General features: G+C 46.4%; 18 protein-coding genes. 11 read left to right on the forward strand and 7 right to left on the reverse strand.

The window, feature by feature from the left end; all coding sequences use genetic code 11:
• Window positions 1-307: 307 nt before the first annotated feature.
• The 4 genes from AC3RV5_RS17550 to AC3RV5_RS17565 all read left to right on the forward strand — a co-directional run bounded on the left by AC3RV5_RS17550 (window position 308) and on the right by AC3RV5_RS17565 (window position 5389).
• The gene (locus AC3RV5_RS17550) at window positions 308-2374 is read left to right on the forward strand and encodes a M13 family metallopeptidase (RefSeq protein ID WP_489728880.1); all 2067 of its coding nucleotides are present in this window, start codon (window positions 308-310) and stop codon (window positions 2372-2374) included.
• 210 nt (window positions 2375-2584) lie between these two features.
• Window positions 2585-2836 (forward strand): DUF1289 domain-containing protein, encoded by a 252-nt coding sequence (locus AC3RV5_RS17555; RefSeq protein WP_489728881.1) that lies wholly within the window; start codon window positions 2585-2587, stop codon window positions 2834-2836.
• 288 nt (window positions 2837-3124) lie between these two features.
• Window positions 3125-3397 (forward strand): HU family DNA-binding protein, encoded by a 273-nt coding sequence (locus AC3RV5_RS17560; RefSeq protein ID WP_489728882.1) that lies wholly within the window; start codon window positions 3125-3127, stop codon window positions 3395-3397.
• A gap of 540 nt (window positions 3398-3937) precedes the next feature.
• Window positions 3938-5389, forward strand: coding sequence for a hypothetical protein (locus tag AC3RV5_RS17565; RefSeq protein WP_489728883.1), 1452 nt, complete (start codon window positions 3938-3940; stop codon window positions 5387-5389).
• Between the two features lie 431 nt (window positions 5390-5820).
• Here AC3RV5_RS17565 and AC3RV5_RS17570 read toward each other — a convergent pair whose 3' ends face one another.
• A complete protein-coding gene (locus AC3RV5_RS17570) occupies window positions 5821-6720 on the reverse strand; it encodes an alpha/beta fold hydrolase (protein ID WP_489728884.1) in 900 nt (299 codons plus the stop codon).
• 267 nt (window positions 6721-6987) lie between these two features.
• Between AC3RV5_RS17570 and AC3RV5_RS17575 the strand changes: the two genes are divergently transcribed.
• From AC3RV5_RS17575 to AC3RV5_RS17585, 3 genes are all read left to right on the forward strand, one after another.
• Window positions 6988-7848, forward strand: a complete 861-nt coding sequence (locus AC3RV5_RS17575) for an HDOD domain-containing protein (RefSeq protein WP_489728885.1) — start codon at window positions 6988-6990, stop codon at window positions 7846-7848.
• 166 nt (window positions 7849-8014) lie between these two features.
• Window positions 8015-8731, forward strand: a complete 717-nt coding sequence (locus AC3RV5_RS17580) for a DUF481 domain-containing protein (protein ID WP_489728886.1) — start codon at window positions 8015-8017, stop codon at window positions 8729-8731.
• A gap of 72 nt (window positions 8732-8803) precedes the next feature.
• Complete coding sequence (locus AC3RV5_RS17585; RefSeq protein ID WP_489728887.1) at window positions 8804-9553, forward strand: DUF481 domain-containing protein; 750 nt, start codon at window positions 8804-8806, stop codon at window positions 9551-9553.
• A 203-nt stretch (window positions 9554-9756) separates the two neighbouring features.
• Here AC3RV5_RS17585 and AC3RV5_RS17590 read toward each other — a convergent pair whose 3' ends face one another.
• The 4 genes from AC3RV5_RS17590 to AC3RV5_RS17605 all read right to left on the reverse strand — a co-directional run bounded on the left by AC3RV5_RS17590 (window position 9757) and on the right by AC3RV5_RS17605 (window position 16494).
• Complete coding sequence (locus AC3RV5_RS17590) at window positions 9757-13377, reverse strand: FimV/HubP family polar landmark protein (RefSeq protein ID WP_489728888.1); 3621 nt, start codon at window positions 13375-13377, stop codon at window positions 9757-9759.
• A 421-nt stretch (window positions 13378-13798) separates the two neighbouring features.
• Window positions 13799-14815 carry an aspartate-semialdehyde dehydrogenase gene (locus AC3RV5_RS17595; protein WP_489728889.1) on the reverse strand — a complete coding sequence of 339 codons (1017 nt, stop codon included), beginning with the start codon at window positions 14813-14815 and terminating at the stop codon, window positions 13799-13801.
• 84 nt (window positions 14816-14899) lie between these two features.
• Window positions 14900-16024 carry a 4-phosphoerythronate dehydrogenase gene (locus AC3RV5_RS17600; protein WP_489728890.1) on the reverse strand — a complete coding sequence of 375 codons (1125 nt, stop codon included), beginning with the start codon at window positions 16022-16024 and terminating at the stop codon, window positions 14900-14902.
• Between the two features lie 92 nt (window positions 16025-16116).
• Window positions 16117-16494: a hypothetical protein gene (locus tag AC3RV5_RS17605; protein WP_489728891.1), complete on the reverse strand. Its 378-nt coding sequence runs from the start codon at window positions 16492-16494 to the stop codon at window positions 16117-16119.
• Between the two features lie 593 nt (window positions 16495-17087).
• Here AC3RV5_RS17605 and AC3RV5_RS17610 point away from each other — a divergent pair.
• A complete protein-coding gene (locus AC3RV5_RS17610; protein ID WP_489728892.1) occupies window positions 17088-17618 on the forward strand; it encodes an RNA polymerase sigma factor in 531 nt (176 codons plus the stop codon).
• A gap of 60 nt (window positions 17619-17678) precedes the next feature.
• On the opposite strand, the gene AC3RV5_RS17615 is transcribed toward AC3RV5_RS17610, so the two are convergent.
• Window positions 17679-18128 carry a DUF1294 domain-containing protein gene (locus tag AC3RV5_RS17615; protein WP_489728893.1) on the reverse strand — a complete coding sequence of 150 codons (450 nt, stop codon included), beginning with the start codon at window positions 18126-18128 and terminating at the stop codon, window positions 17679-17681.
• A 417-nt stretch (window positions 18129-18545) separates the two neighbouring features.
• Here AC3RV5_RS17615 and AC3RV5_RS17620 point away from each other — a divergent pair, with 417 nt between their 5' ends.
• Together AC3RV5_RS17620 and AC3RV5_RS17625 are read left to right on the forward strand one after the other, a co-directional pair.
• A complete protein-coding gene (locus tag AC3RV5_RS17620; protein WP_489732199.1) occupies window positions 18546-19124 on the forward strand; it encodes a DUF6151 family protein in 579 nt (192 codons plus the stop codon).
• A 224-nt stretch (window positions 19125-19348) separates the two neighbouring features.
• Entirely contained in the window at window positions 19349-19534 is a 186-nt protein-coding gene (locus tag AC3RV5_RS17625) for a hypothetical protein (protein WP_489728894.1), read from the forward strand.
• A 69-nt stretch (window positions 19535-19603) separates the two neighbouring features.
• Here the strand turns inward: AC3RV5_RS17625 and fabB are convergent, their stop codons facing one another.
• Window positions 19604-20818 carry a beta-ketoacyl-ACP synthase I gene (gene fabB / locus AC3RV5_RS17630; protein WP_489728895.1) on the reverse strand — a complete coding sequence of 405 codons (1215 nt, stop codon included), beginning with the start codon at window positions 20816-20818 and terminating at the stop codon, window positions 19604-19606.
• 229 nt (window positions 20819-21047) lie between these two features.
• Between fabB and mnmC the strand changes: the two genes are divergently transcribed.
• A complete protein-coding gene (gene mnmC, locus AC3RV5_RS17635) occupies window positions 21048-23069 on the forward strand; it encodes a bifunctional tRNA (5-methylaminomethyl-2-thiouridine)(34)-methyltransferase MnmC2/FAD-dependent 5-carboxymethylaminomethyl-2-thiouridine(34) oxidoreductase MnmC1 (protein WP_489728896.1) in 2022 nt (673 codons plus the stop codon).
• The last annotated feature ends 143 nt before the right edge of the window (window positions 23070-23212 follow it).

Consider the following 23212-nt stretch of genomic DNA (forward strand, 5'->3'; position numbering starts at 1 on the left):
GGACGTTCTAATAGGCTCCCGACCTATTAGTATTACGCGCTATCCCTGCGCTCCACCTAAAGGCCGTCCTCTGGACGTTCTAATAGGCTCCCGACCTATTAGTATTACGCGCTATCCCTGCGCTGCACCTAAAGGCCGTCCTGGCCATGTTAAGAATATTTACATTTAATTTTCACTTCACTTTGCACTTGGATTGACTAGTCATTAGACTGCCACTTGCCTAACGACTTATATAACGAAAGTGAGAGCACGCCTACCTCAGGGTATATTAGGCATTATTGTGTTTCATTACTTCACAAGGAACTATATGAAAAAGCTATCCCTAGTGGCTATGGGTGTTTTTGTAGCCATGGGACTTGGCGCATGCAGCCCGGCCCAAAAAGACGCACCAGAAACCACCACGGTCGTAGAACAGAAAACTCCCACGTTATCCGGGATAGATTTAAGCGCTGTTGATGACACGGTTCGTGCTCAAGATGACTTGTTTCGGCACGTCAATGGTAACTGGTTAAAAACCATCGAGATCCCTGCAGACAAATCTCGTTATGGTGTGTTTAACGTTTTATATGACGATACCCAGGATAATTTAAAAACCTTGATCCAAAAAGCGGCTGACGCCACACCCGAACAAGGTACTAATACCCAAAAATTGGGCGACATGTACAACAGTTACATGAACGAAGAGCTGACTAATCAACTGGGATTGACACCGCTACAAAACCAGCTTGACGACATTGCCAAGATTGAAACTATGCAGCAAGTGGCCGCCAAGTTTGGTGAACTTTACACCATGGGTGTGGGCGGTCCCTTTAATTTTTATACTTCACCGGATGCCAAAGATCCTGAAATCGTAGGGTTATACCTGGTGCAAGGTGGCTTAACCCTGCCGGACCGGGATTATTATTCTAAGCAAGACGAAAAGTTCGTTAATTTCCGCGCTGCCACCGAAAAATATATGGCCGATGTACTGGCTTTGGCAGGTGAAGAAAACTCAGAACAAGCCGCGAAGCAGTTGATGCAGCTTGAAACCGATATTGCCTCCAAACATATTTCACGGGTAGAAAGCCGTGATGCGGAAAAAAACTACAACAAACGCACTGTCGCCCAAGTAAAAGACTTGATGGGGGGCTTTGACTGGCAAGCTTACGCCGATGCCAGTGGCGTAGGTAAAGTGCCGGAAGTGATCGTGCGCAACATGCCCTATTTCGAAACCGTAGGCGAAATATTCGCAAACCATGATGTACAGGTTTGGAAAGATTACCTCACCTATAACCTGTTAGATGCCTATGCCCCTAAGTTGAACCAACAATTAGTGGATTTGAACTTTGCTTTTCACTCCACCACCTTAAATGGTATTCCCGAACAACAACCCCGTTGGAAACGCGCGGTTGCGGCTACTAGCGGCGTACTTGGCGAGGTATTAGGTCAACAATATGTTGAGCGTCACTTTACCCCCCAGGCAAAAACCAAAATGGATGACCTGGTTAAAAACCTGACTAAGGCCTATGGCGAAAGTATTAACCAACTTGATTGGATGAGCGCAGACACGAAAGAAGCCGCCCAAGAAAAGTTAGCACTCTTCACACCCAAAATTGGTTATCCAGATAAATGGCGGGATTACAGTGAGCTGACCGTTAAAGCCGATGATTTGGTGGGTAACTATATTCGTTCCAGTAAGTTCGACCATGATTACGAGGTAAACAAAATTGGCCAACCCGTAGATAAAGCCGATTGGGGCATGACGCCCCAGACCATAAATGCTTATTATAGCCCGGTGCGCAACGAGATTGTTTTCCCCGCAGGGATCCTCCAGTCGCCGTTTTTCGATATGACGGCCGACGATGCGGTTAACTACGGCGCCATAGGTGCAGTGATAGGCCATGAAATCGGGCATGGTTTTGATGATCAAGGCTCTAAATACGACGGCATGGGTAATTTACGCAGTTGGTGGACAGAGCAGGATCGTGCCGCCTTTGATCTATTGGGCAAAAAGCTGGTCGCCCAATTTAATCAATTTGAGCCTATCGAAGGTCAGAACGTGAACGGCGAACTCACCTTGGGTGAAAACATCGGTGATCTGGCGGGTGTGACCATAGGTTATAAAGCCTACCATATGTCATTAGACGGTAAAGAAGCGCCGGTAATAGATGGCTTAACCGGCGATCAGCGTTTCTTTATGGGGTACGCTCAGGTTTGGCGTAGTAAGATGCGCGAAGACAGCCAGCGCGCCCAATTGCTCAGTGATCCCCACTCGCCCGGTGAGTTCAGAGTCAATGGCATAGTTGGCAATGTGGATGCATTTTATCAGGCCTTTGATGTCAAAGAAGGCGATGCTATGTACCTCAAACCTGAAGATAGAGTGCAAATTTGGTAAGCCAAGGTCTGGTGCCCCAGAGCGAGTAACGATAGAAACGACCAACTTCAACTCTGAGCTTGGTCGTTTTTGCGTTCTTACTCCAGAAAGTTGCGCTAACTCGCCATTTAATGATAGCCACCGAGCCGTATTTTCAGTCGTTATTCGGCCTATACCAATTTTCCAATTGCTAACGTAAACTTAAATCATTGAATTACCCCGGAGTGACATGTGCAACAGCTTGAGATCTTCGATATTGAAAGTCCCTGCATAGGCATCTGCCAATCCGGCCCCAGAGGGTATTGCCTTGGCTGTTTTCGCTCCCGAGAAGAGCGCCTGCATTGGACAAAGCTCGACGCGCCAGTGAAAAGCAAAATAGTCAAAGCCTGTGCCTTGCGTAAAAAACGTGCTGCACAAAAGCGTAAGGCTCCGACCGTGGTTGGGCAAAATACCCCGTTACAAGGTGAGTTATTGGACAAATAATAGTTTGCTGATGCTTACCGTGGATTGCTCGCCACTCAACCTGACACTTTACAGACATAGAACCTAATTAACTCTGACGGGCAGCTCAGAGCTGTGAGTGTAATCGGTCAGGAGCAGACGTTAACGCTGCCCACAACGGTGAGCGAAGCTAGTCTAGCAGCCAAAGTCTGATTGCTGGGCCTGAGCAGTATACGTATATTGCTAAATTTATACCTTCCAGGCCTTTCCCAATGGATTTTCCCTTGGTACATTTGAGGCTGTCTGTATAGCACATAAGGAAAAGAAGAAATGAACAAATCCCAATTAATTGATGCCATCGCTCAAAGAGCAGATTTGACTAAAGCCCAATCAGGCAAGGCATTGGATGCAGCAATTGGAACTATCCAGTCTGAACTGGCTAGTGGTCAATCTGTGGCTTTAATAGGCTTTGGAACATTCAGTGTGTCCAAGCGTGCTGCCCGCAATGGTCGTAATCCTCAGACGGGAGCAACCATTCAAATAGCGGCGTCAAATGCCCCGTCTTTTAAAGCGGGTAAAAGTTTGAAGGATTCGTGCAACTAATCTGAAAGTTTCCAGAAAACAAATAAACCCCGGTTATCCGGGGTTTATTTTAACTGCCATATCTTGAATACAACTGTTATGTATTTCTCGGAGCATTCCAAGCTCCCCTGGCCTACTGGGTTCAATTGGTAACTCTTCTACTTGGGCAATTAAGTCTTTTGACGCGGGGACTATCTTGGCGATTAACCTACGCATCTCAGACCGCGCCCACTCTGCTTGCGGAAGATCAATACAATTTAACGTTAGTCAGAGCATTCATGTTTCATCCTAAAGCATTTTGCGCCATCACCAGAGAATCTTTCACACACTTATTCATGAATTATCCCGGCGTTTTCGAAAATGAATATTGAAACTCAATTTATGTTGTTTATGGCTTCACCCACAATGCCTCATTTTACTTTTGGCGAACAAATTCGTCCCTTACAACGACTTAAAGTATAAAATTTACTTGCAAGGTCTTAATAAATATATCTTTACGGCCAACAATTTAAGTTATATTTTTCTATTAGATGGATGGGCTTAGATTCAGGTACAAAAAATATGCACGGACCGATGGGAGAATCAATTTATACCAAAGCGGTCACTACTTTGGTTAAATACATTCAAAGCGACACGCCAATAAAAGATTCCCTATTTGAACAAGCTCAGCTCTATTTTGAAACCTCTGATGCAGATAAAAAATCCCGCCTCTACCTCCAGCAACAAATTAAAAGCATAGAAAGCTTATTACAAACAGCTGACGAAAAAACCAAAGCCAAGATGAACAAAAAATTCGACGCGGCCCAACTAGCGTTGAAGAAAGAACGGACCCGTCAGCAACAAACGCGCACCTTAAGGTTCGAAAACGTCACTGACATATGTACTAAGGTACTCGGCCTGGCTGAGGCAGATAACTGGCAGGAAACTCAGGTTAACAGTGCAAAATTACTCGGAACCTTGCAATTACTCACTCCTGGCGAGGGCGCAAAATTAGCGCAGCAAAACCGAAGACTCAAACCCGTCTATAAAGGGGTTATTGCCCTAAGGTTATTAGACAAACTACTAAAAGATGAGCAAATTAGTAATCAGTACATCAACCAGCGTTACCAGGCGAAATTGCGTTATCCCGAAGAAGAAGGGGATCTGACCCTGTTCCAACGCGATGTAGCTATACCTGTGCTCATTGCCGCGCTATTTCAGGATGTGGGTTTATTACACCCCAAGGCGCTGTTGATCTTAAAGGGCGAAGATGGAACCCTGGATGAATCCAGGGTGCTAGGCAAAGAAGATCGTCTGGCCTTGCTCAAAATAAGTCATGAACATACACTGGATTACATTACCCATGGTTTGGGCATGGAACAATATATCGGAAATTCTAAAGAAAAAAGGGCGGCTTTTGAGCGCAATGAAAAAGAAAGACTGAACTTTACCCGTATCCTGCTGGTCGAGGCCCCTAAACCCAAGTTGGGAGTAGGAAACCTAATCCGGGTCCCCCACATTTACGCTTCAGTCATTTTCTCTTCCAAGCAAAACTATAATTTTCTGGATCTGCCTAAAGCAGGCCTGGTCATCGCCAAGGCAGCCGAAGGAGGGGCAATAAGCAAGGTGGCCGCTGACAGTTTACTGTCTATAGTGGGGCACTTTCCCCAGGGCTATGGGATTACTTATATCCCCCAAGATGATGACAGGCAGGACATGGATCGCTATGAATATGCCATAGTCACAGAGCTCAATCCTGCAGATCCCTATATACCACGATGCCGGGTTGCAACCCGCAATCTAACCTTTATCCCCAACGGTCAGACAATCCCTGTGAAGACAGAAAGCAATCTATACTTCCCCGCAGCGAAAAAGAAACTAGAAAAAATTAATCCGGCTCGCCTGGAGGAAATACTCCGTAAGCTGGTATCAAACTTTGAAGAGCGCAGGGAGTTAGATTTGATCCCCGGCTATTGGAATCCTTATAGCTTCTTTTGTTACAAAAAACTGCAAAACTTGTGGAAGAAAGCCTGATTAATTGCCGCAGTCTATTTTTAAAAATGCCGTCATTCTGTTATATGCTGTCACTTAAAAGAAAATTAAATCCATTTAGAAGTGCCTCATCAACATGAGTATAGGAAGAATAAGCGCTATGCCTGATCTATACAACCGACCTGGGTTGAGAAAATACTGACGTTACGTAACTGGCAACTGGCCGTTTGCACAGGAAATGCCTGACAGTCTCACCGTCCGCTACCGCAGCAAAATTATTGTGCAAAATACTTTTTAAATCAGCAACCTAACGACCTAATAGCGGCCGTTAGATTGCGGATATATAAGTGAACTGATACGGTGTTTACGTCAACGTCGCTCGGTAATGAGTCCGATAGTTTCCCTTGGTAATGACACTAATTCATTTCAGGCTGTTCTATTCAGGGATGCTAGTCGAGTATGAGCTACTTCACTTAACGTAAAGCCTGAATTTCTTTAGCCATAGCCGGCCACAATTGACTGGGTAAGGTGTGTCCCATACCTTTGTATATGACTAGTTTGGCATTGGTCACTGCCTTGGCAGTAGCGTAGCCATTTACCACAGGGAGCAACGGGTCAGCTTGACCGTGGATCACCAGGCAAGGCAGTTTCAGACCAGCCAAGCGTGATGTTCTATCCGGCGCAGCTAAAATGGCTGCCAATTGCCGCCTGACCCCAAGAGCATTGATGCCTCTTTGTAACGCCAAGCTTACCAACTGCTGGGCTTTTGCCAAATCGAATGGATAATAATTTCCGTGTAAAAGTCGCCATAATTTTACGCCATGTTGCACCGATTTATGCTTGTCTGTGGACAAAGGCTCGAGCATTTTAAGCAGAATGCGTTTACTGGGCTTGATAAGCGCCCGCTGCCCCGGGGTGGACATGATCGACGTTAGGCTTAGTACTCTGTGGGGCGCTTTCAAAGCAAGGCACTGGGCAATCATGCCGCCCATGGAAGCCCCGACAACGTGGGCCTTTGTTATGCCGAGGTGGTTAAGTAAACCCAGCACATCGTCTGCCATATCCTCTAAAGTGTAGGGAGGGCTTAGTGGTCTGGCAAAAAGACTGCTGGCAGCGAGTTGCAGCGTATTGGGTGGTGGTTGCCCATAGTCCCAGGTGCTACAGCCACTGTCACGGTTGTCAAAGCGAATAACCCAAAAACCCTGATTGGCCAGCAAACGGCAGAAGTCATCATCCCAAAATATCATCTGCGCTCCCAGGCCCATGATTAACACCAGCGCCTGGGCTGAGTGATGACCAAAACTATCATAGGCAATGTGCACATTATTGAGAGTAACAATCTGCTGCGGATGATGGGATATAGAGTTTTTCATATCAATTTATCAGTCTATTAAATAAGCGGTTGTACAGCTGGCTGCTAGGGCAAAGATACCCGACACTTAGTCACTATGCCAAGACCTGCGGTGCGACTCAAGAAGCAAGTTTACTAACCACTGAGGCTATCTGGCATCCTGCAGGTCTATCAGCGGTTGGCGAAGCAAAGTATTGTTTTTCATCCCTACGGCGGAAAATAACGCAGTTTTCAAAATTCAGTTGTTTATAATCTCGTATTATTAGCAAAAACTATTCGAGTTCAATTAGTGTTAAGTGCCAGAGAGTTTGCCAGCCATGCCAGTCATTCATTCGCCTTACCAGATATCTGCGTAAAAATTCGCCGCATGCTGGACAGTGACCAGGCCAGTGCCGCAGAGATTGGGCAGGTAGTGTCCACTGATCCTGCACTGACGTCCAAACTGCTCAAATTAGCCAATAGCTCATTATTTCGTTTCGAATCGGAAATCGGTACCATTGATAAAGCAGTGAAGGTCATAGGTGGCGAGGCCCTTTATAATATGGTTATGGCTGAAACAGCCTCATCTGCATTTGAACACTTCAGCAGTGACGTCATCGACTTAAAACGTTTTTGGCTGCAAAGTATTTATGCCAGCCTAGTGGCAAAACATCTGGCTAAAATTGCCCGAATACGAGGTAGTGCCCGCTTTTTCCTCATTGGATTATTACATAACTTGGGGGAACTACTGGTTGCCGTACAAGCACCCAACCTGGCAATAAGTTGTAACACCTGTACAGTCAAAACTCCGCCCTGGATCGTGCAAAATCAAATTTTGGGTTTCACCTATGCTGACTGTGCAGGTGAATTAATGCGCCAATGGCAGCTGCCGAGCAATTTGTATCAACCTTTATTTTTCGCCCATAATGAATATAAAGCCTTAGAAATGCGAGAGGTCGGTTTAACCTTTATTACCCTGCGGGCCGCCATGTCTATGATTGAAAACGAAAAATATCAAATTAATCATTTAGTTAACCCGAATATTTTGCATGCAGTAGGGCTGGAAGAATTAGACGTCCAGGATGCGATTAAGTTTGCCTACATGGAAGCCAATAACTTACTGGACATTTTTCAGCCTACCGCTAAACCAGTTAAAGTGTTTAATCCGTAAAGGGCGGGATACGAGGATGCATTATCCTGTGCTTTTATATATAATGCCCAGCAATTTTGTCGCTTTACCTACCTGCCGAATTCGAGTAATCATGACCCGATATCTTCTTCTGCTGATTTTCTGCTTTCCCTGTCACGCACAACTGAATTTTATGCGCTCGTTGTATATGTCTGATACTCAAGGCGCCATACCGGAAGATTCAATCGGCGACATTTCCGCCACTGGCGAGCTTGGTGTGTTGTTTACCCAGGGCAATACCGACAGCAATAGTGTCAACGGCAAATTGAATGTCAGTCAAGAGTTGCAACAATGGAGTTATCAGACCATTGCTCGCCTGCGTTACCGCACCACAGAAGAGGCCGAGGATGGTATTACCAACAATGTCACTACTGCCCAAAAAAACTTTATTTCTACTCAAGTGGATTACAAACTGACGTCTCCCGACGAGCGTATTTTTCTGTACGCCGAGTACGAGAATGACCGATTCGATATTTATGACTATCAAGCCATCATTGCCAGTGGTTGGAGTGAACAGCTTTGGCGCGATCCAATCAGCGAATTTAAATATAGTGTAGGTCCAGGCTATACCCTGGCTGAAGCCAAAAACGAAGAAAAAAATGATGATTTGCAGGGACTTATCTTACGGGCCGCCCTGGAGTTTACCTTAAAAATTTCAAACACCGCCCAACTAAGTCAATTTCTGATCACCGAATCGGATCCTGCCTACACTATCACCAAATCCGAAACCTCACTGTCCACCAAGATTTTCGGCTCGTTGGCCATGAAGTTATCCTTTGTAATGGAACACAACAGTCACGCTAGAGTCAATCAGGACAGTCTGGATACAGAAACAGCCGTCACTTTAGTTTATCAATTCTTTTAGGCTCCTAGCCGTTAAGCAGAACCGTTACCTTTTTTACTATTCACACTTTAGACGTATACCAAGGAAAACCCGATGAAAAAAACACTTATTTGCGCGGCTATATTTTACGCTGGCAATGCCCTGGCTCAAACCCCGGCTGGTGAAGAAATTAAACCTTTTACAATGGATGGTGAATTCGGTTTTATTGCGACCACAGGCAATACTGAAACCACATCCCTTAAAGGCAAACTGGCCGCTTACCAAGAGCTGGAACAGTGGAGTAACGATTTCCTGATAGAGGCCTTGTACAAAAAAGATGACGTCACGCTAGCCGACGATACCACCGTATCCCAGACCACCGCCCAAAAATATTTTTTATCCGGTCAGGCTAACTATAAGCTAACCAATCCCGATCATCGACTATTCGGATTTGCCTCTTATGAAGATGACAGGTTCAGTAGTTTTAACTATCAATCCACTGTCGCTGTGGGTTGGAGTCAAAAATTGTGGGACAACGAAACCACCAAGTTCGAATATAGTGTCGGTCCGGGTTATGCCTTTGCCGAAACCGCAGATGGCGAAGATGCTGACAGCTTTATCGTCCGTGGCGCCTTGGGATTTAACTGGAAAATTTCTGAAACGGCGCGGTTTAAGCAAGTCATGAGCAGTGAAGTGGGTGAAGATAACACTAAATCTAAATCTGAAACCTCGCTGTCTGCCAAAATCAATGGCTCTTTATCTATGAAGTTATCTCTGACCTTCGATCATAACTCCAATGTAGATGGCGACACTGAAAAACTTGATACCCAAACAGCAGTGACAGTGGTTTACACTTTTTTCTAAACCCTATGCCAGATTAAAAAAAACGGCACACTAAGTTGCCGTTTTTTTTTAAATTTTTGTGTGTAAGGAGTGGGTGCTCATTTTAAAGAAATCTACGTCGAACTCTACTACCACTAATCCCCCTGCCTGGCCCTTTAACCGTGCTAACAATAAACAAACCGTCCGAAAGACACATATTTACCGTGAGTGTATGCCGAACTGTTTTAGAGGCTGTCTAGGGCGAGCTGGGCTTCTTCCGAATGAGGTGGCTGCCCATGTTCAATAATTTCAGCTAACAACTCTCTCGCTGATTCAATTTCACCAATTTCAATATAAGCATGAGCCAAATCTAACTTGGCACCGAATCCACTGTCTCCGTCCACATCTATCGTGTCAGCATCGTCTGGGATGCCACTGAACTTGCCAAACGCAGAATTCAAATCCAGATCTTTATCGCTCAGAGGACTGGGTCCATGATCAAATCGTTCATTTAATAAAGTATCTACATCCAGAAAGTCGTCGTCCTCATCGTCCGAGTCCAAGTTGGAATCATCATCGTTATTCTCGTTGAGTAAGGCCTCAAAATCGACTGCTGAATCAAGCTCGTCATCCTCATCATCATCATCCGGCTCGTCAATATTTTGCAACAATTCATCAAAACTGGCGTTTTCAAGCTCTGCCATCAGCTCTTTGTCATCTTCATCAGCTTCGTTGAGCCAATCGCCTAACCCGGGTACATCATCCAGTTCATGATTGTGCTGACCTTCGTACTGGGACGTCGACGATGGGTCTTCTTCTTGATCGTCAAGCTCAAAACCTTGTAGGGCTTTTTCCAGCTCATCATCATCAAAGTCGGTTAATGACCCAATATCATTCAAATCAGGCAAGGCTGAAGTCGACGAACTCGCCGCAACAGGAGCAATATTATTGTCCAGCTCTGACTCAATTGGAGTCTCGTGTTCCTCATCATTATCAAAATCAGCCAAGGCCTTATCAAGCTGATCATCCAGCGCTATTTCATCCGATGATTCGTTATCAACCGGCCGGGGAATATCTGTGTCAACGGGTTCGGCTTCGGCATTCTGTGCGTTGTCAGCTTGGTCAGGGATATCACTATCATCGACTTGAAGTTCATCCCCTAGCTCATTATCAGCCGGCTGCGGAGTACCTGTGTCAGCGCTCTGGATTTCGGCATTCTGTTCGCTATCAGCTTGATCAGAAATATCACTATCATCGACTTGAAGTTCATCCCCTAGCTCATTATCAGCTGGCTGCGGAGTGTCTTTGTCAGCGCTCTGGATTTCGGCATTTTGTTCGCTATCAGCCTGCTCCGGAATAATACTATTATCTGCTTGGACTACATCCCCTAGATCGCTCTCAACCGGCTGCGGAGTATCTGTGTCAACGGGCTCGGGTTCAGGTTCGAAATCCTGTTCACTATCAGTCTGGTCCGGAATATCACTATCATCGACTTGGAGTTCATCCTCCAGCTTGTTATTAACCGGCTGCGGAATATCTGTGTCAACGGGCTCGGGTTCAGGTTCGAAATCCTGTTCACTATCAGCCTGCTCCAGAATATCACCATCATCAGCTTGGGATTCATCCTCTAGTTTGTTGTCAACCGGCTGCGGAGTATCTGTGTCAGCGCTCTGGGGTTCGACCTGGGATGATTTGTCATGATCTGCAGCCGTTGTTTTAGTGTTGTTACCCAGCTCATCTTGGCCATCACGCTGTTGTTCCCCTGCGTTTGTAGCCTCTACTTCTGGCAACTCAGCTTCAGGCGCTTTTGCCGGGGTTTCTTGTGGGCTGTCTGGTTTCTCTTCTGGTGTCGTTTCAACGACTAAGTTGTCAGATTGTGAATGATTTTCCGGTGTTTCCTGAACCTTCGATTCAGCACCTACCGGGCTGGGTATATCCGGTTCCCCGTTTATATCTTCCAGACTGGCAGTTTGCTCTATTCCTTGCTCCTGTGCGGGGCCAGGGTTGCTAGCGGCAGGCACTGAAACGGCCGGTGGCATATCACCATCGATGCCGTCTTGTTCAGACTCAGCAATTAAATCATCAACGATCTCATTGTTACCAAAAACATCGTTTAACTCATAGTCTTCTTCACTATCAACAAAAATATCACCCAAGTCTTCGGTGATTTTATCCAGTTGCTGAATACCGCGTTGTGTCTCACCGTTAAACGTTTCCGGGGGCTCTTCATCATCGGGCAACATGTCTTGCATTAACTCGACTTGTTCGAGTTCATCAATCAAGGTGCTGGTTATATTGTCCAGCTCTTCGCTTTGGGAGGTGATTTCCTTGTCCAGTTGCTGCAAGATTTCTTCGTTAATCGGATCGCTAGATTGAATGTCACGACCGCCGGGTAATTCCACTACGGGCTCTGCCAGCAGCTCATCGATACTAATTTCAGGTTGATCTTCTTGATCCGCGACCTTGGCAATAACATCATCCACTTCTTCGTTCACAGTTGAAGATTCTGGCGTTTGTGCTGTTTCTGTGGTTTCTTGGCTTTCAGTCGTGTCTACCACGGGGGATTGACTCTCAGAGCTGTCATCAACAGGCGGGGTCTGTTCGTCCTGCACGTCTTCGGCGCTGGATAAATCAATGTTGTCCAATTCGTCATCAATTTGAGTTAATAGATCATCTTCATCTCCAAACAAACTGTCTAAATCGTCCTGATCTATGACATCACTGCCCTCTTCGAAATCAAAATCTTCAGTGGCTTCGGCGTTTTCCGGCACCAACATGTCATCGCCGAGATCATCAAATTCGTCTAAGGCGTCGTCCAGGGATTCTTGCAGCTCTTCGGCGAGCACGTCATCCTGAGCCTCTTCGTTACCAAAAAGCTGGTTGTCGCCAAACTCTCCGCTTAGCTCTTCACTTAACGCGTCCGATAAATCATCCATCTCAGTTGCGACATGGCTATCTAAGGGTTCATCTTTGGATGCCAACAAATCCAGGTCCATTTCACTTGCGGATTGCCGTTTGATTAACCAATAAGCAAGTCCGCCTAATAGTAATAAAGTTAACAGGATTGAGCTGATTATTAAGGTCAGTGGTTTGCTTAACCAGGCAAACGCCGTATTTTGGTTGGCAGCCAGTGCGGCTTGTTCTTCCTTGCGGGATTTATTCAGCAGTTCGTCAATACTTTGGCCCATCTGAGTCATCTGCTGCTCTCGAAGCACTTCCTGGCTACGCAGAGATTCTAAATCGTTATTAACCGAGTCTAAACGTTCAAACACTTTCTGATTTTCAGTGAGTATGCTTTGTACACCGACAATAGACTCGGCAAATTGCTGCCGTATTGCCTGAAACTGGCGATTTTGTTCCTCGTCAATTGCGCCAAGTTTTTGTTCCAGAATTTGTTTGGTTTCATCTAGATCCGTTTTACTGGCAAGCTTGTCCGTCGATGCAGACCTTTTGACGTTAGCTGCTTGCCCGCCGTCACCGGTTTGCAGAATTTGGTTGTCTACAGCGACTTTGTCGATGGCTTGTTTTTTATTTACCCGAGAAATGTAACGCTGGGAAGGTAGACGTAAAATGGCACCGTCCATGAGTAAATTGATATTATTACGTTCGAATGAATCAAGATTCAGCTCGTATATTGCTTGCATGACCTGGTATATGGAGGTGTTTCTATTCTGTCGGTATTGACTGGCAATGGCCCACAAGGTATCACTGGCAACTATAGGCCCGTAAGTTACGCCCGAGTACTGGCTGTCGGAATTTTTTGGGCCCTTAATACGAACTTGCTGAAAATCATCAGCAAAAACAACTGAGGTAAGGTTAAAACTGAGGCTCGCTATAAGCAGTATTACTAGCTTTCGCAAATTCATTTTTCCGTTCTACGCCTCAAAAATTTGGGGTGAATGCCAGGTTCGATGGCCATTTACCATTTCTAATTATTATTGTCGCCACATTCAATATTAGACTCAAGTGCAACTTCACTTGATGATCAATAGTCGGGTTCGAAATCAAGTTGCAGTCATCTTGCCAGATGCTGAGCAAAATACATTCCATGTTTGATAGCACCGCCTTGACGCGAGCATACTATAAACCAGAAGTTCAAGATGTTCTAGAAAGGCAAAAGGCCTCAATTTAACTAAGTGACCTTGTGGTTAAGGCCGGCAATTTCGCCCAAGTAATCAATAAATACGGCACTCACTAGTTAACTATCGGCTAAAATATAAAAAAAGTTAGGCCCATTGACTAGCTGTACAACCAGTCAAGGGCCCATATGATGCAAGGTACAGGCTATTACATATAATCGCGGATCAAGACTTCGGCAATTTGAATACTATTAGTGGCGGCACCTTTACGAACGTTGTCAGATACCACCCATAAGTTAAGACCGTTTGGATGACTGATATCGTTACGCACCCGGCCGACAAATACCTCGTCTTTGCCGCTGGCATCACCAACCTGGGTAGGGAATTCTTCCCGTTCAGATTTCAAAATGATCCCCGGGGCGGCGGCCAACAATGCTTTGGCATCCTCTGCATCTAAGGGCTGACGAGTTTCCAGGTGAATGGCTTCACCATGGCCGAAAAATACCGGCACCCGCACTGCTGTAGCATTTACCCGAATACTGTCGTCTCCCAGAATTTTCTGGGTTTCCCAAACCATTTTCATTTCTTCTTTAGTGTAATCATTATCCATAAATACATCGATTTGCGGGATGACGTTAAACGCGATCTGGCGGCTAAAGGCTTCGACTTTTACTTCTCGGCCACTGAGCATGGCGGCAGTTTGCGCTGCCAGTTCATCCATCGCCTCTTTCCCTGCACCCGATACTGACTGGTAAGTGGACACATTGATACGCTCTATTCCCACCGCATCGTGAATGGGTTTTAACGCCACCATCATTTGAATCGTCGAACAGTTGGGGTTGGCAATAATATTTCGATTGCGGAAATCTGCTAACGCATGGGCGTTGACTTCAGGCACAATCAAGGGAATATCCGGGTCGTAGCGGTATTCAGAGGTATTGTCGATAACCACGCAGCCTGCTTGGGCAGCCATGGGAGCATATTTAGCTGACACACTGCCACCGGCCGAGAAAAAACCTAGTTGCACCAGGCTCCAGTCAAAATCATCGGCGTCGAGTACGGTAATATCTTCGCCCTTAAAAGTCACCTTGCCACCTGCCGAGCGTGAGCTGGCCAGTGGGTAAAGTTTATTGACCGGAAATCCTCTTTGTTCAAGAATTTCAATCATGTGTTGCCCTACTAAACCTGTAGCACCCAACACGGCGACATCAAAAGACCGAGACATTAAACGTAACTCCTATATAAATTTATTAAAAAACAATCATCTTTGACACTGTCATACCGTTGTAGTCAATCGGTTTGCAGCGCCTTATTTACGGGCAAAACCCAGGGCGTAGATTGCCTCTGTTCCTGCCGAATTTCCAGTATTTACCTTAAGTGCCGCAAATTCTCTTCGAATAGAATAGTTTTTTCGGATATATCCAAATTGATCCGGCTGCTGAACACTGTGTTTAAACTGCTGTGAGTCTTGACTGATATCATACACGCTCAGGATCAGATAGGTAAACAATGCTTGGCCAGTTAACCCTAGGGGAACATCTATACTGTCTGGCTCTGCAGGGGGTAAAAAGTCAAGCAAGGATTTTTCCACTGGCTTGTGTAAACGCTTGCATATCTGCTGATATAGAATTTCCGTGCCCCGTGCTTTGCCTTCTATGGTATGCCCGGCTATATGCGCTGTGGCCAAGGCAATATAAGGCACCAGTGCGAGATTAATATGCGGTTCGTTTTCCCATACATCCAGCACCACCTTTAGCTTTCGGCCATTTTCAAAACAGTTTAATAAAGCCTGGTTGTCCACCACTTCTCCGCGACAGGCATTGATCAATAATTGGTCATCGCGCAGCTGTGCCAACCGTATGGAATCGAACATGTGGTAAGTGGCATGATGCGACCCTTGGATCAAAGGCACATGTAGGCTGATAATATCGCATTGCATGATGTCCTCCATTGGCACCCATTCCCGGGGGTCGTTTTGTGCTTGCAGTGGGGGATCACATAATTTATAGCTTATCCCTAAGGCTGTCAGTTTAGTTGCCAGGGCAGTGCCCACATGGCCTGCCCCCACTATACCCACGGTTTTATCCGCCAATTGCCAATCCAGACGCTGGGCCATCACAACTAAGGCACTTAATACATACTCGGCCACGGCTGTGGCATTGCAACCGGCGGCTGAGGCAAAGTCCAGTTGCCGTTCATGCAAGTAGGTTTTATCCAGATGATTAGTGCCAGCAGTGGCGGTAGCCACATATTGAATACCGTGGTTGAATTGCAGTAACTTGGCATCCACCTTGGTAGTAGACCGTACCAGCAGAATATCTGCATCGGCCACCTGACGGGCATTCACAGTGCGATGGGAAAACACCTGACACTGGCCAAGATCCGCAAAAAACTGCGCAGCATAAGGCAGACTGTCTTCGTAAAAAATATTCATATTTTATTAACGTGGGACCCAAGTGAACAAAAAGAGCAGAATTATGCCATGAGCCCAGGCAATGCTGAAACATAAATAGCGATAGTGTCTATTTAAAGGTATCCAGCAAAAATTGTTGACAGAGGCAAGACCTCCTGGGGTGCTTCGAGCTGGGGATAATGCCACACATCGAGCCCATGAGTTTTTGCGTTTGGCACTACTTTGCGAAAGTGCGCTAACATATGCAAACCAGAAATAGGATCCTGTACCCCGTTAATAAAACATTGAGCCACCGAGGTGTTTTGCATGGCATGCAACCACCGTTCGGCGTGTTCGTGGCGCTCATCAATATAGGTCAGCAACCGCGGTATCGTCTGCTTGCCATTATTTTGCTCAAGTAAGCGCCACAACACTTCGATATGAGCAGGATCAGGTTGACTGTCAGCAGCGAAAATTTTAGTAAAACTGCGCTGCAAGCTTTCAGATGTCATCCACCTGCTGATGAGCGGTACCAGTGGGCTTTTCAACAGATTTTGCTTAAAAAGTGGTCGATGATAGTCAGCACATAATCCGCCATTTAAATAACACACGCTGCCAAGGGAAAATACATGCTAAAAATGCTGTGTAAGATTGAATTCGCCTCTCCTTTTTGGGTGTAAATATTGCCGCTAGAACTGTAAATTAGTCCCTGATTTCGGCGTTGGTCTTTGTCGGTACCCAGCTAAAGTGATTGAAAAAAAATGCGTTTATATGTTTATACTCCGCCGATTGTAATGTATTGCTAGCACCAGGATGCTGGTCTACAGGCCATTTCAAAGGGCCCGCCAATAACCAGGTAAAAGACCCACGGAAGGGCTTCGGCAAAATGGGCCATATATTGCTCACTAACCGTAATCTGTCGCAACCGAAGTCAGCCACATGTATTGGCATATTGCTTGTTGTAGCTGTTATTTACTCAGTCTGTGTTTGGATAAACACACACACCTAATTAATAAGCGCTATTCACTTGTTACTGCAGTCACAAATCAGGCAGGCAAGTCTATTGTTTGCCACAAAACCTTTACCAACTTATTGGGCTTGCGACATGCTTAATGAGCAACTCGCAGAGCTAATTTACCGCACCAGTGTAGGGGAAAATAGGGCATTCACTCATTTGTATAAACATACCCAGAGACGGCTGTTTGCCATCGCCTTTAAGATTGTCGGTCGCAAAGAACTGGCTGATGAGACAGTGCAAGAAGCTTTTGTGCAAATCTGGCTCAATGCGGCTCAATTCGAACTGGGCAAGGCGCAGGCTCTAACTTGGATGATCAGCATCACCCGCTACCGGGCGCTGGATTGTCTGCGTTATCAAAATCGGCGTAAAGAAGAACTGCTAACCGAGTTCAATTTGCCGCAAATAACCGACCCTTGCCCTTCGATTAAACATGAACATCAGCAGTTACGCCAAAAAATAGACAAGTTGCAAACTAAACAGCGTGATTCCATCAAGTTAGCCTACTACTCAGGGTTATCGCACGTTGAGATAACCCGTTATATGGACAAACCATTAGGTACAGTTAAGAGCTGCATCAGGCGTAGTTTAGTGGAATTACGCCAAACTATGACTGTATAAGGCGGTGCCGTCCCCATAGTTCGGAATAGGATGCAGCTAACGCCTCCAAATTATCATTAGCTAAGACGCTGCCGGGTAATAAAACAACAGCTTGTTTGCCATATTTTCTGGTCCGAGTACCGTGCTAACAACGCGCTCGAGATACTGGGTCGTTCTGTAGAGTATTTTGGTACCCTGCCCGGCATGTAGCCAAACAAAAGCCGCCACATTGCCCATTAAAGTTACATAAAACACCAGACGAAAACTGACTTTCCGGGTTTTGTGCCGCAAACGCTGCTGGGCCACAATGGCGCCCGGCCAGCCACCACACAAAGCCAGTAGCTGTAATGTATTCTCAGGCACCCGCCACTCATCATTTCGCGCTGCTGCCTTATCTTTGGCATAAACACTATAGGTCACCAGGCTAAGTACTACATAAATCAGCGTCAACAACAAAGGTGTATAACCCAAATAATAGGAGCTCAGCAACGTCGCCAGTAAAAGGTAAATCGGTAGGTAATGTATTTTCATGGTTATTTATACTAAGTTTCCTTCGGTTAATAACGCCCACGTTTTTTTGGGCTATATTATGCGAATGAAGCGGAAATCATAGACATATCGACGCCGTCAACAATTCTGATTGTACAGACAGTTTCTTCGCTTTTGTGCAATAACCGCAGTTCGGGGACAAATTGGGTAATTCCCTGAAGTAAATTGTGCACAACGCTGAGAAGAACCATATAAAAGATACACATGCGGGGGGGTGTAAAAATATGATCTGGATTGCATTGGAATTTAGGGGGATTTAAACACACTATTTTATCGTTAATTAGATAGACAGCCAGCATAAAAATCCCGTTTGGGGCAAAATCACTATGAAGTTATGAACCGTCTTTTTGAACTGAATATTTCGATAGCTCAGTTACCCGGAGGTGACTCGTGAATAAAGTGAAGCACGCTGTTCGTTGCTGCTGTGGATCTATCAAGGGCTTTGTAACTAGGCCCTCCATCAGTAATAGAGCAATCTGCTACTGCAAGGATTGCCAAGGCTTTGCGCGCTATCTTGGCGTGCCCAGCAACATCCTTGACCCAGACGGAGGGACGGACATCGTTCAGTTGCCGCAGAGTTCCGTAACTATCACCGAGGGGGTAAAATACCTAGCATGCATGCAACTCACCCCTAAAGGCCCGAATAGGTGGTACTCAAGTTGCTGTCAGACGCCAATCGGCAATACTAGCCAGGGGAGAAACCCTTTCTTCGTTGGGCTGGTCCACAATTTTTTGGCAAGCCAACCGATCGAGTCAACGTTTGGACCAGTGACGTGCAGATTGAACACAAGACGTTGTTCTAATCCTGGCCTGAAAGATTCCGGCGTTGCGCTAGCAATCATCAAGTTCATTGGTATTTCGTGTCTGGGCCTATTTTCAAAATCGGTTGGTCCGTTCTTCAGAGCTGACGGCCAACCAGTGAGTCAACCTAAGGTTCTGTCGGCAGATGAGTTACAAGAACTCAGAGACGTCACCTAATCTCCAGCCCTCACAAACACCCTGCACCGTGATTTCGGCCTGGACGACTCCGCACAGGGCGTTTCCTAAAGACCAATAACATAGACAGCCAGCATAAAAATAATGGCTCTACATAGCGCGCTACAAGCAACCGTGCAAAATAATTGCGAGTAAAAAGGCGGATAAGTGGATATCGGGCAGGCCATGAGTGGCCTGTCATACCTAGCAGGATGTTGGATGGGCAGATGGATTACAGTCAAACGCTTAACGGCTGGTTTGAGCGCAAAGTCTTTGTTAAAAATGGCCAAGATGTTGAGACCGATGTGCAACAAAGCGCCACGCCATATAGCTCAAACAATTACTTCGCCCAGTGCGAAAAAATCAATAAATTTGGCTTTGGCAGCGGTGCTGCCTACATCAGCGATGTCTAAGTAAGTCACAGGCCACAAAAAAGCCCGCTTGTCCGGGCTTTTTTAATACTTTAAAATAAAACCTGAGGCCTAACCTGTGTAACGTTGTATAACCAAGGTTGCGTTAGTACCGCCAAAACCAAAACTGTTGGACATCACAGTATTGAGTTTAGCTTTGCGGGTTTCGGTCACCACATCCATGCCCTTGGCCGCTTCATCCAGGGTTTCGATATTGATAGACGGGGCAATAAAGTCATTTTCCATCATCAACAGGCTATAAATCGTTTCGTTCACCCCGGCTGCACCCAGGGCGTGGCCGGTCATCGCTTTGGTGGCACTTAGGGGCGGGATTTTATCGCCAAACACTTCGCGTATCGCCCATAACTCTTTAACATCACCTACTGGGGTAGAGGTGCCATGGGTATTAATATAATCGATGGGGCCTTTGACACCCTGCATGGCTTGCTGCATACAGCGCACCGCACCTTCACCTGAAGGAGCAACCATGTCGGCACCGTCAGATGTGGCACCGTAACCGACTATTTCACCGTAAATCTTGGCGCCACGAGCAAGCGCATGTTCCAGCTCTTCGACCACCACCATGCCGCCGCCACCTGCGCCGACAAAGCCGTCGCGATTTGCATCATAGGTACGCGAGGCTTTGGTCGGGTCATCGTTATATTTGGTTGACAGGGCACCCATGGCATCAAATTCCATAGACAAAGTCCAGTGTAGCTCTTCGCCCCCACCGGCAAACACGATATCCTGTTTGTTTAGCTGAATTTGCTCCAGGGCATTACCTATACAATGGGCACTGGTTGAACAGGCTGAACTGATTGAATAATTCACCCCCTTAATTTTAAAAGGTGTCGCCAGACAGGCAGAAACTGTACTGCCCATGCACCGAGTGACCATGTAAGGCCCGACCCGTTTCACGCCTTTTTCCCGCAAAATATCCACAGCTTCAACCTGATGCTGGGAAGACGCGCCGCCTGAGCCAGCAATAATACCAGTTCGCAGGTTCGACACCATGTCTTCGCTCAACCCTGAATCTTCGATAGCCTGTTGCATGGCAACATAGGCAAAACCTGCGGCATCGCCCATGAAACGTATGGTTTTACGATCTATATGTTCTTTTAAATCTATATCGACTTTGCCCCAAACCTGGCTGCGCATACCAACCTCGGCAAATTGCTCTGAAAACGTTATGCCAGACTTACCTTCTCTAAGGGACTGCGTAACGTCACTTTTATTGTTACCAATACTAGAAACAATGCCTAGTCCGGTGATAACCGCTCTTCTCATGATGAACCCTTCAAGCAATAAATTGCTACGTATTAAATTGCCGCATATGGTAACCATTTTATTGTATAAAGTGGTCTGCTCTTTGGTAAACAAAATTCAACTAATAAATCACTCAATTGCAAAACTGAATCTGTAAAAAAATAGCCACACTGTTTGGTATGTTTAGTCCCTTACCTTAAACTATCACGGTTTTGAACACTAGCCCCTGCACATTCGGAGACGAATTAGATTGAGCATAAAAACCGCCGATATTGAGTTTAACGCTCATGGCACCCCCGTCGCCACTGATTTTGACGACGTTTATTTCTCTAATGCCCAGGGCGTCGCAGAGACCCAGTATGTTTTTTTGGCCAATAACCAATTGCCACGACGCTGGGAGAATTGGCAAAAACGCCAATTTGTCGTTGCCGAAACTGGCTTTGGTACGGGTTTAAATTTTCTGGTGACCCTGCAGGCATTTGAGCTATTCTGCCAAAATAGTCCGGATTGTGATTTTAATTTGCATTTTATCTCCACCGAGAAATACCCCCTAAACAAGGCCGATCTAAACCAGGCTCTATTGTATTTTAGTGAATTTAGCGCCAACAGTGTCGACCTTATCCGCCAGTATCCCTTACCTCTAGCCGGCTGTCACAGGCTGTCATTTTTGCAAAACCGGGTGACTTTAGACCTGTGGTTAGGGGATGTACATGATACTTTGCCCCAACTCTATGCCCCAGACGTTGGCTTAGTAGATGCCTGGTTTTTAGATGGATTTGCCCCGAGCAAAAACCCCCAGATGTGGTCCCAGGAGTTGTTTGCACAAATGGCCAGACTCGCCACGCCAGACTGCACCTTTGCCACTTTTACCGCCGCGGGTTTTGTCAAACGAGGCTTACGCGCCGCCGGCTTTGATGTACATAAACGCCCGGGCCACGGGCATAAACGGGACATGCTGGCGGGCCATATTGATGATACTGGTCAGGACAAACAACAAGCCGGTTATTTTGCGCGCAATCCTTCTCAGCCCCATTACAACCCAGGATCGGGTGATAAGCCACAGGTTGCCATAATCGGTGGTGGCCTGGCCGGTGCCAATGGTGCTTATGCCCTGGCAAAGCGTGGTTATCAGGTCAACGTCTATTGTCAGGAATCGGCCTTATCTCAGGGCGCATCGGGCAACCCCCAGGGGGGCTTTTATCCTCAACTTAACGCCCAGGCCAGTGTTATAAGTCAAATCAACGCCTTAAGCTTTAGCTACGGGGCAAAAATATATCAGGAATTATTGCAAGGGGGACATGACTTCGCCCACCAGTGGTGCGGCGTACTGCAAGTAGCCTTTAATACCAAAGTTGAGGCGCGCCATGCCAAATTGATTGACAACAAAATCTGGCCTGAGGGCCTAATACATGCCGTCACGCCGCAACAGGCCAGCGCCTTGAGCCAGCTTGACTTGCCCTACAGTGGACTATTTATGCCTCTGGGAGGTTGGCTCAACCCACCTGAATTGGTCGCCGCCCTAATAGCTGCAGCCGCTAAACTCAGTCCTTGTCAGGTAAGTACAGGCAAACAGCTCACTTCCCTGAGTCAAACAGAACAAGGGTGGTTGTTGCAGTGGCAAGATGGCACTCAGTCCTTGGCTGAAATAGTGGTGCTGGCCACAGGGGCCCAGAGTACCAACCTTGCCCCCTTAGCTGACTTTCCACTGCGACTGGTGCGGGGCCAAGTGGAAGCCATTGAAGCCCAGGATCCGCTGCGGGGATTAAGCACCGTATTGTGCCACAAGGGTTATTTAACACCGGAACATCATGGGCATCATGCCTTGGGCTCAAGCTACATCAAAGGTGATGCCAACTGTGAATATAGGTTAGACGAGCAAAGCACTAACTTGGACATGCACCGTCAGGCGTTAACAAATTGTGCGTGGGCTCAGGACATTCAAGGCATGGCAAAGGGACGCGCCTCTATTCGTTGTAGTAGTCCGGATCATCTCCCCCTGGTAGGTGCTATAGCCAACCTGGAGGTGCAAAAGGGCCAGTACGCCGATTTATACAAAGCCCTGCCTCTGGCACATTATCCACAGGCAGAGGATCTACCTAATCTGTTCATGCTCAGCGGCTTGGGCTCAAGAGGCCTGACAACTGCACCATTAATGGCCGAACTGTTAGCCAGTCAGATTGCCAACCAGCCATTGCCACTGGGCAATACTTTGCTTAATGCTCTCAATCCCAATCGATTTTTGATCCGCGACTTGATCCGTCGCCAGCTTTAGGTTCCTGCAGCAGCTAAAAAACGGTCTCGCTGCGAGCCATGGCAATAGAAGAACGTTTACTACAAAGCCAAGTCACCGTTAAATTCCCGATCCAGCGGGAATTTTGAGGCAACTTGAGTATAATTAAGCTATTTAGAGATGTT

This window comes from Paraglaciecola sp. IT1134 (assembly GCF_058068185.1).

What these genes read in the sequence shown, in the direction of transcription:
- AC3RV5_RS17550 (WP_489728880.1), top strand. Translation starts at nt 308, where the DNA reads ATGAAAAAGCTATCCCTAGTGGCTATGGGTGTTTTTGTAGCCATGGGA.
- AC3RV5_RS17560 (WP_489728882.1), top strand. Translation starts at nt 3,125, where the DNA reads ATGAACAAATCCCAATTAATTGATGCCATCGCTCAAAGAGCAGATTTG.
- AC3RV5_RS17565 (WP_489728883.1), top strand. Translation starts at nt 3,938, where the DNA reads ATGCACGGACCGATGGGAGAATCAATTTATACCAAAGCGGTCACTACT.
- AC3RV5_RS17570 (WP_489728884.1), bottom strand. Translation starts at nt 6,720, where the DNA reads ATGAAAAACTCTATATCCCATCATCCGCAGCAGATTGTTACTCTCAAT.
- AC3RV5_RS17580 (WP_489728886.1), top strand. Translation starts at nt 8,015, where the DNA reads ATGTCTGATACTCAAGGCGCCATACCGGAAGATTCAATCGGCGACATT.
- AC3RV5_RS17585 (WP_489728887.1), top strand. Translation starts at nt 8,804, where the DNA reads ATGAAAAAAACACTTATTTGCGCGGCTATATTTTACGCTGGCAATGCC.
- AC3RV5_RS17590 (WP_489728888.1), bottom strand. Translation starts at nt 13,377, where the DNA reads ATGAATTTGCGAAAGCTAGTAATACTGCTTATAGCGAGCCTCAGTTTT.
- AC3RV5_RS17595 (WP_489728889.1), bottom strand. Translation starts at nt 14,815, where the DNA reads ATGTCTCGGTCTTTTGATGTCGCCGTGTTGGGTGCTACAGGTTTAGTA.
- AC3RV5_RS17600 (WP_489728890.1), bottom strand. Translation starts at nt 16,024, where the DNA reads ATGAATATTTTTTACGAAGACAGTCTGCCTTATGCTGCGCAGTTTTTT.
- AC3RV5_RS17605 (WP_489728891.1), bottom strand. Translation starts at nt 16,494, where the DNA reads ATGACATCTGAAAGCTTGCAGCGCAGTTTTACTAAAATTTTCGCTGCT.
- AC3RV5_RS17610 (WP_489728892.1), top strand. Translation starts at nt 17,088, where the DNA reads ATGCTTAATGAGCAACTCGCAGAGCTAATTTACCGCACCAGTGTAGGG.
- AC3RV5_RS17615 (WP_489728893.1), bottom strand. Translation starts at nt 18,128, where the DNA reads ATGAAAATACATTACCTACCGATTTACCTTTTACTGGCGACGTTGCTG.
- AC3RV5_RS17625 (WP_489728894.1), top strand. Translation starts at nt 19,349, where the DNA reads ATGGATTACAGTCAAACGCTTAACGGCTGGTTTGAGCGCAAAGTCTTT.
- fabB (WP_489728895.1), bottom strand. Translation starts at nt 20,818, where the DNA reads ATGAGAAGAGCGGTTATCACCGGACTAGGCATTGTTTCTAGTATTGGT.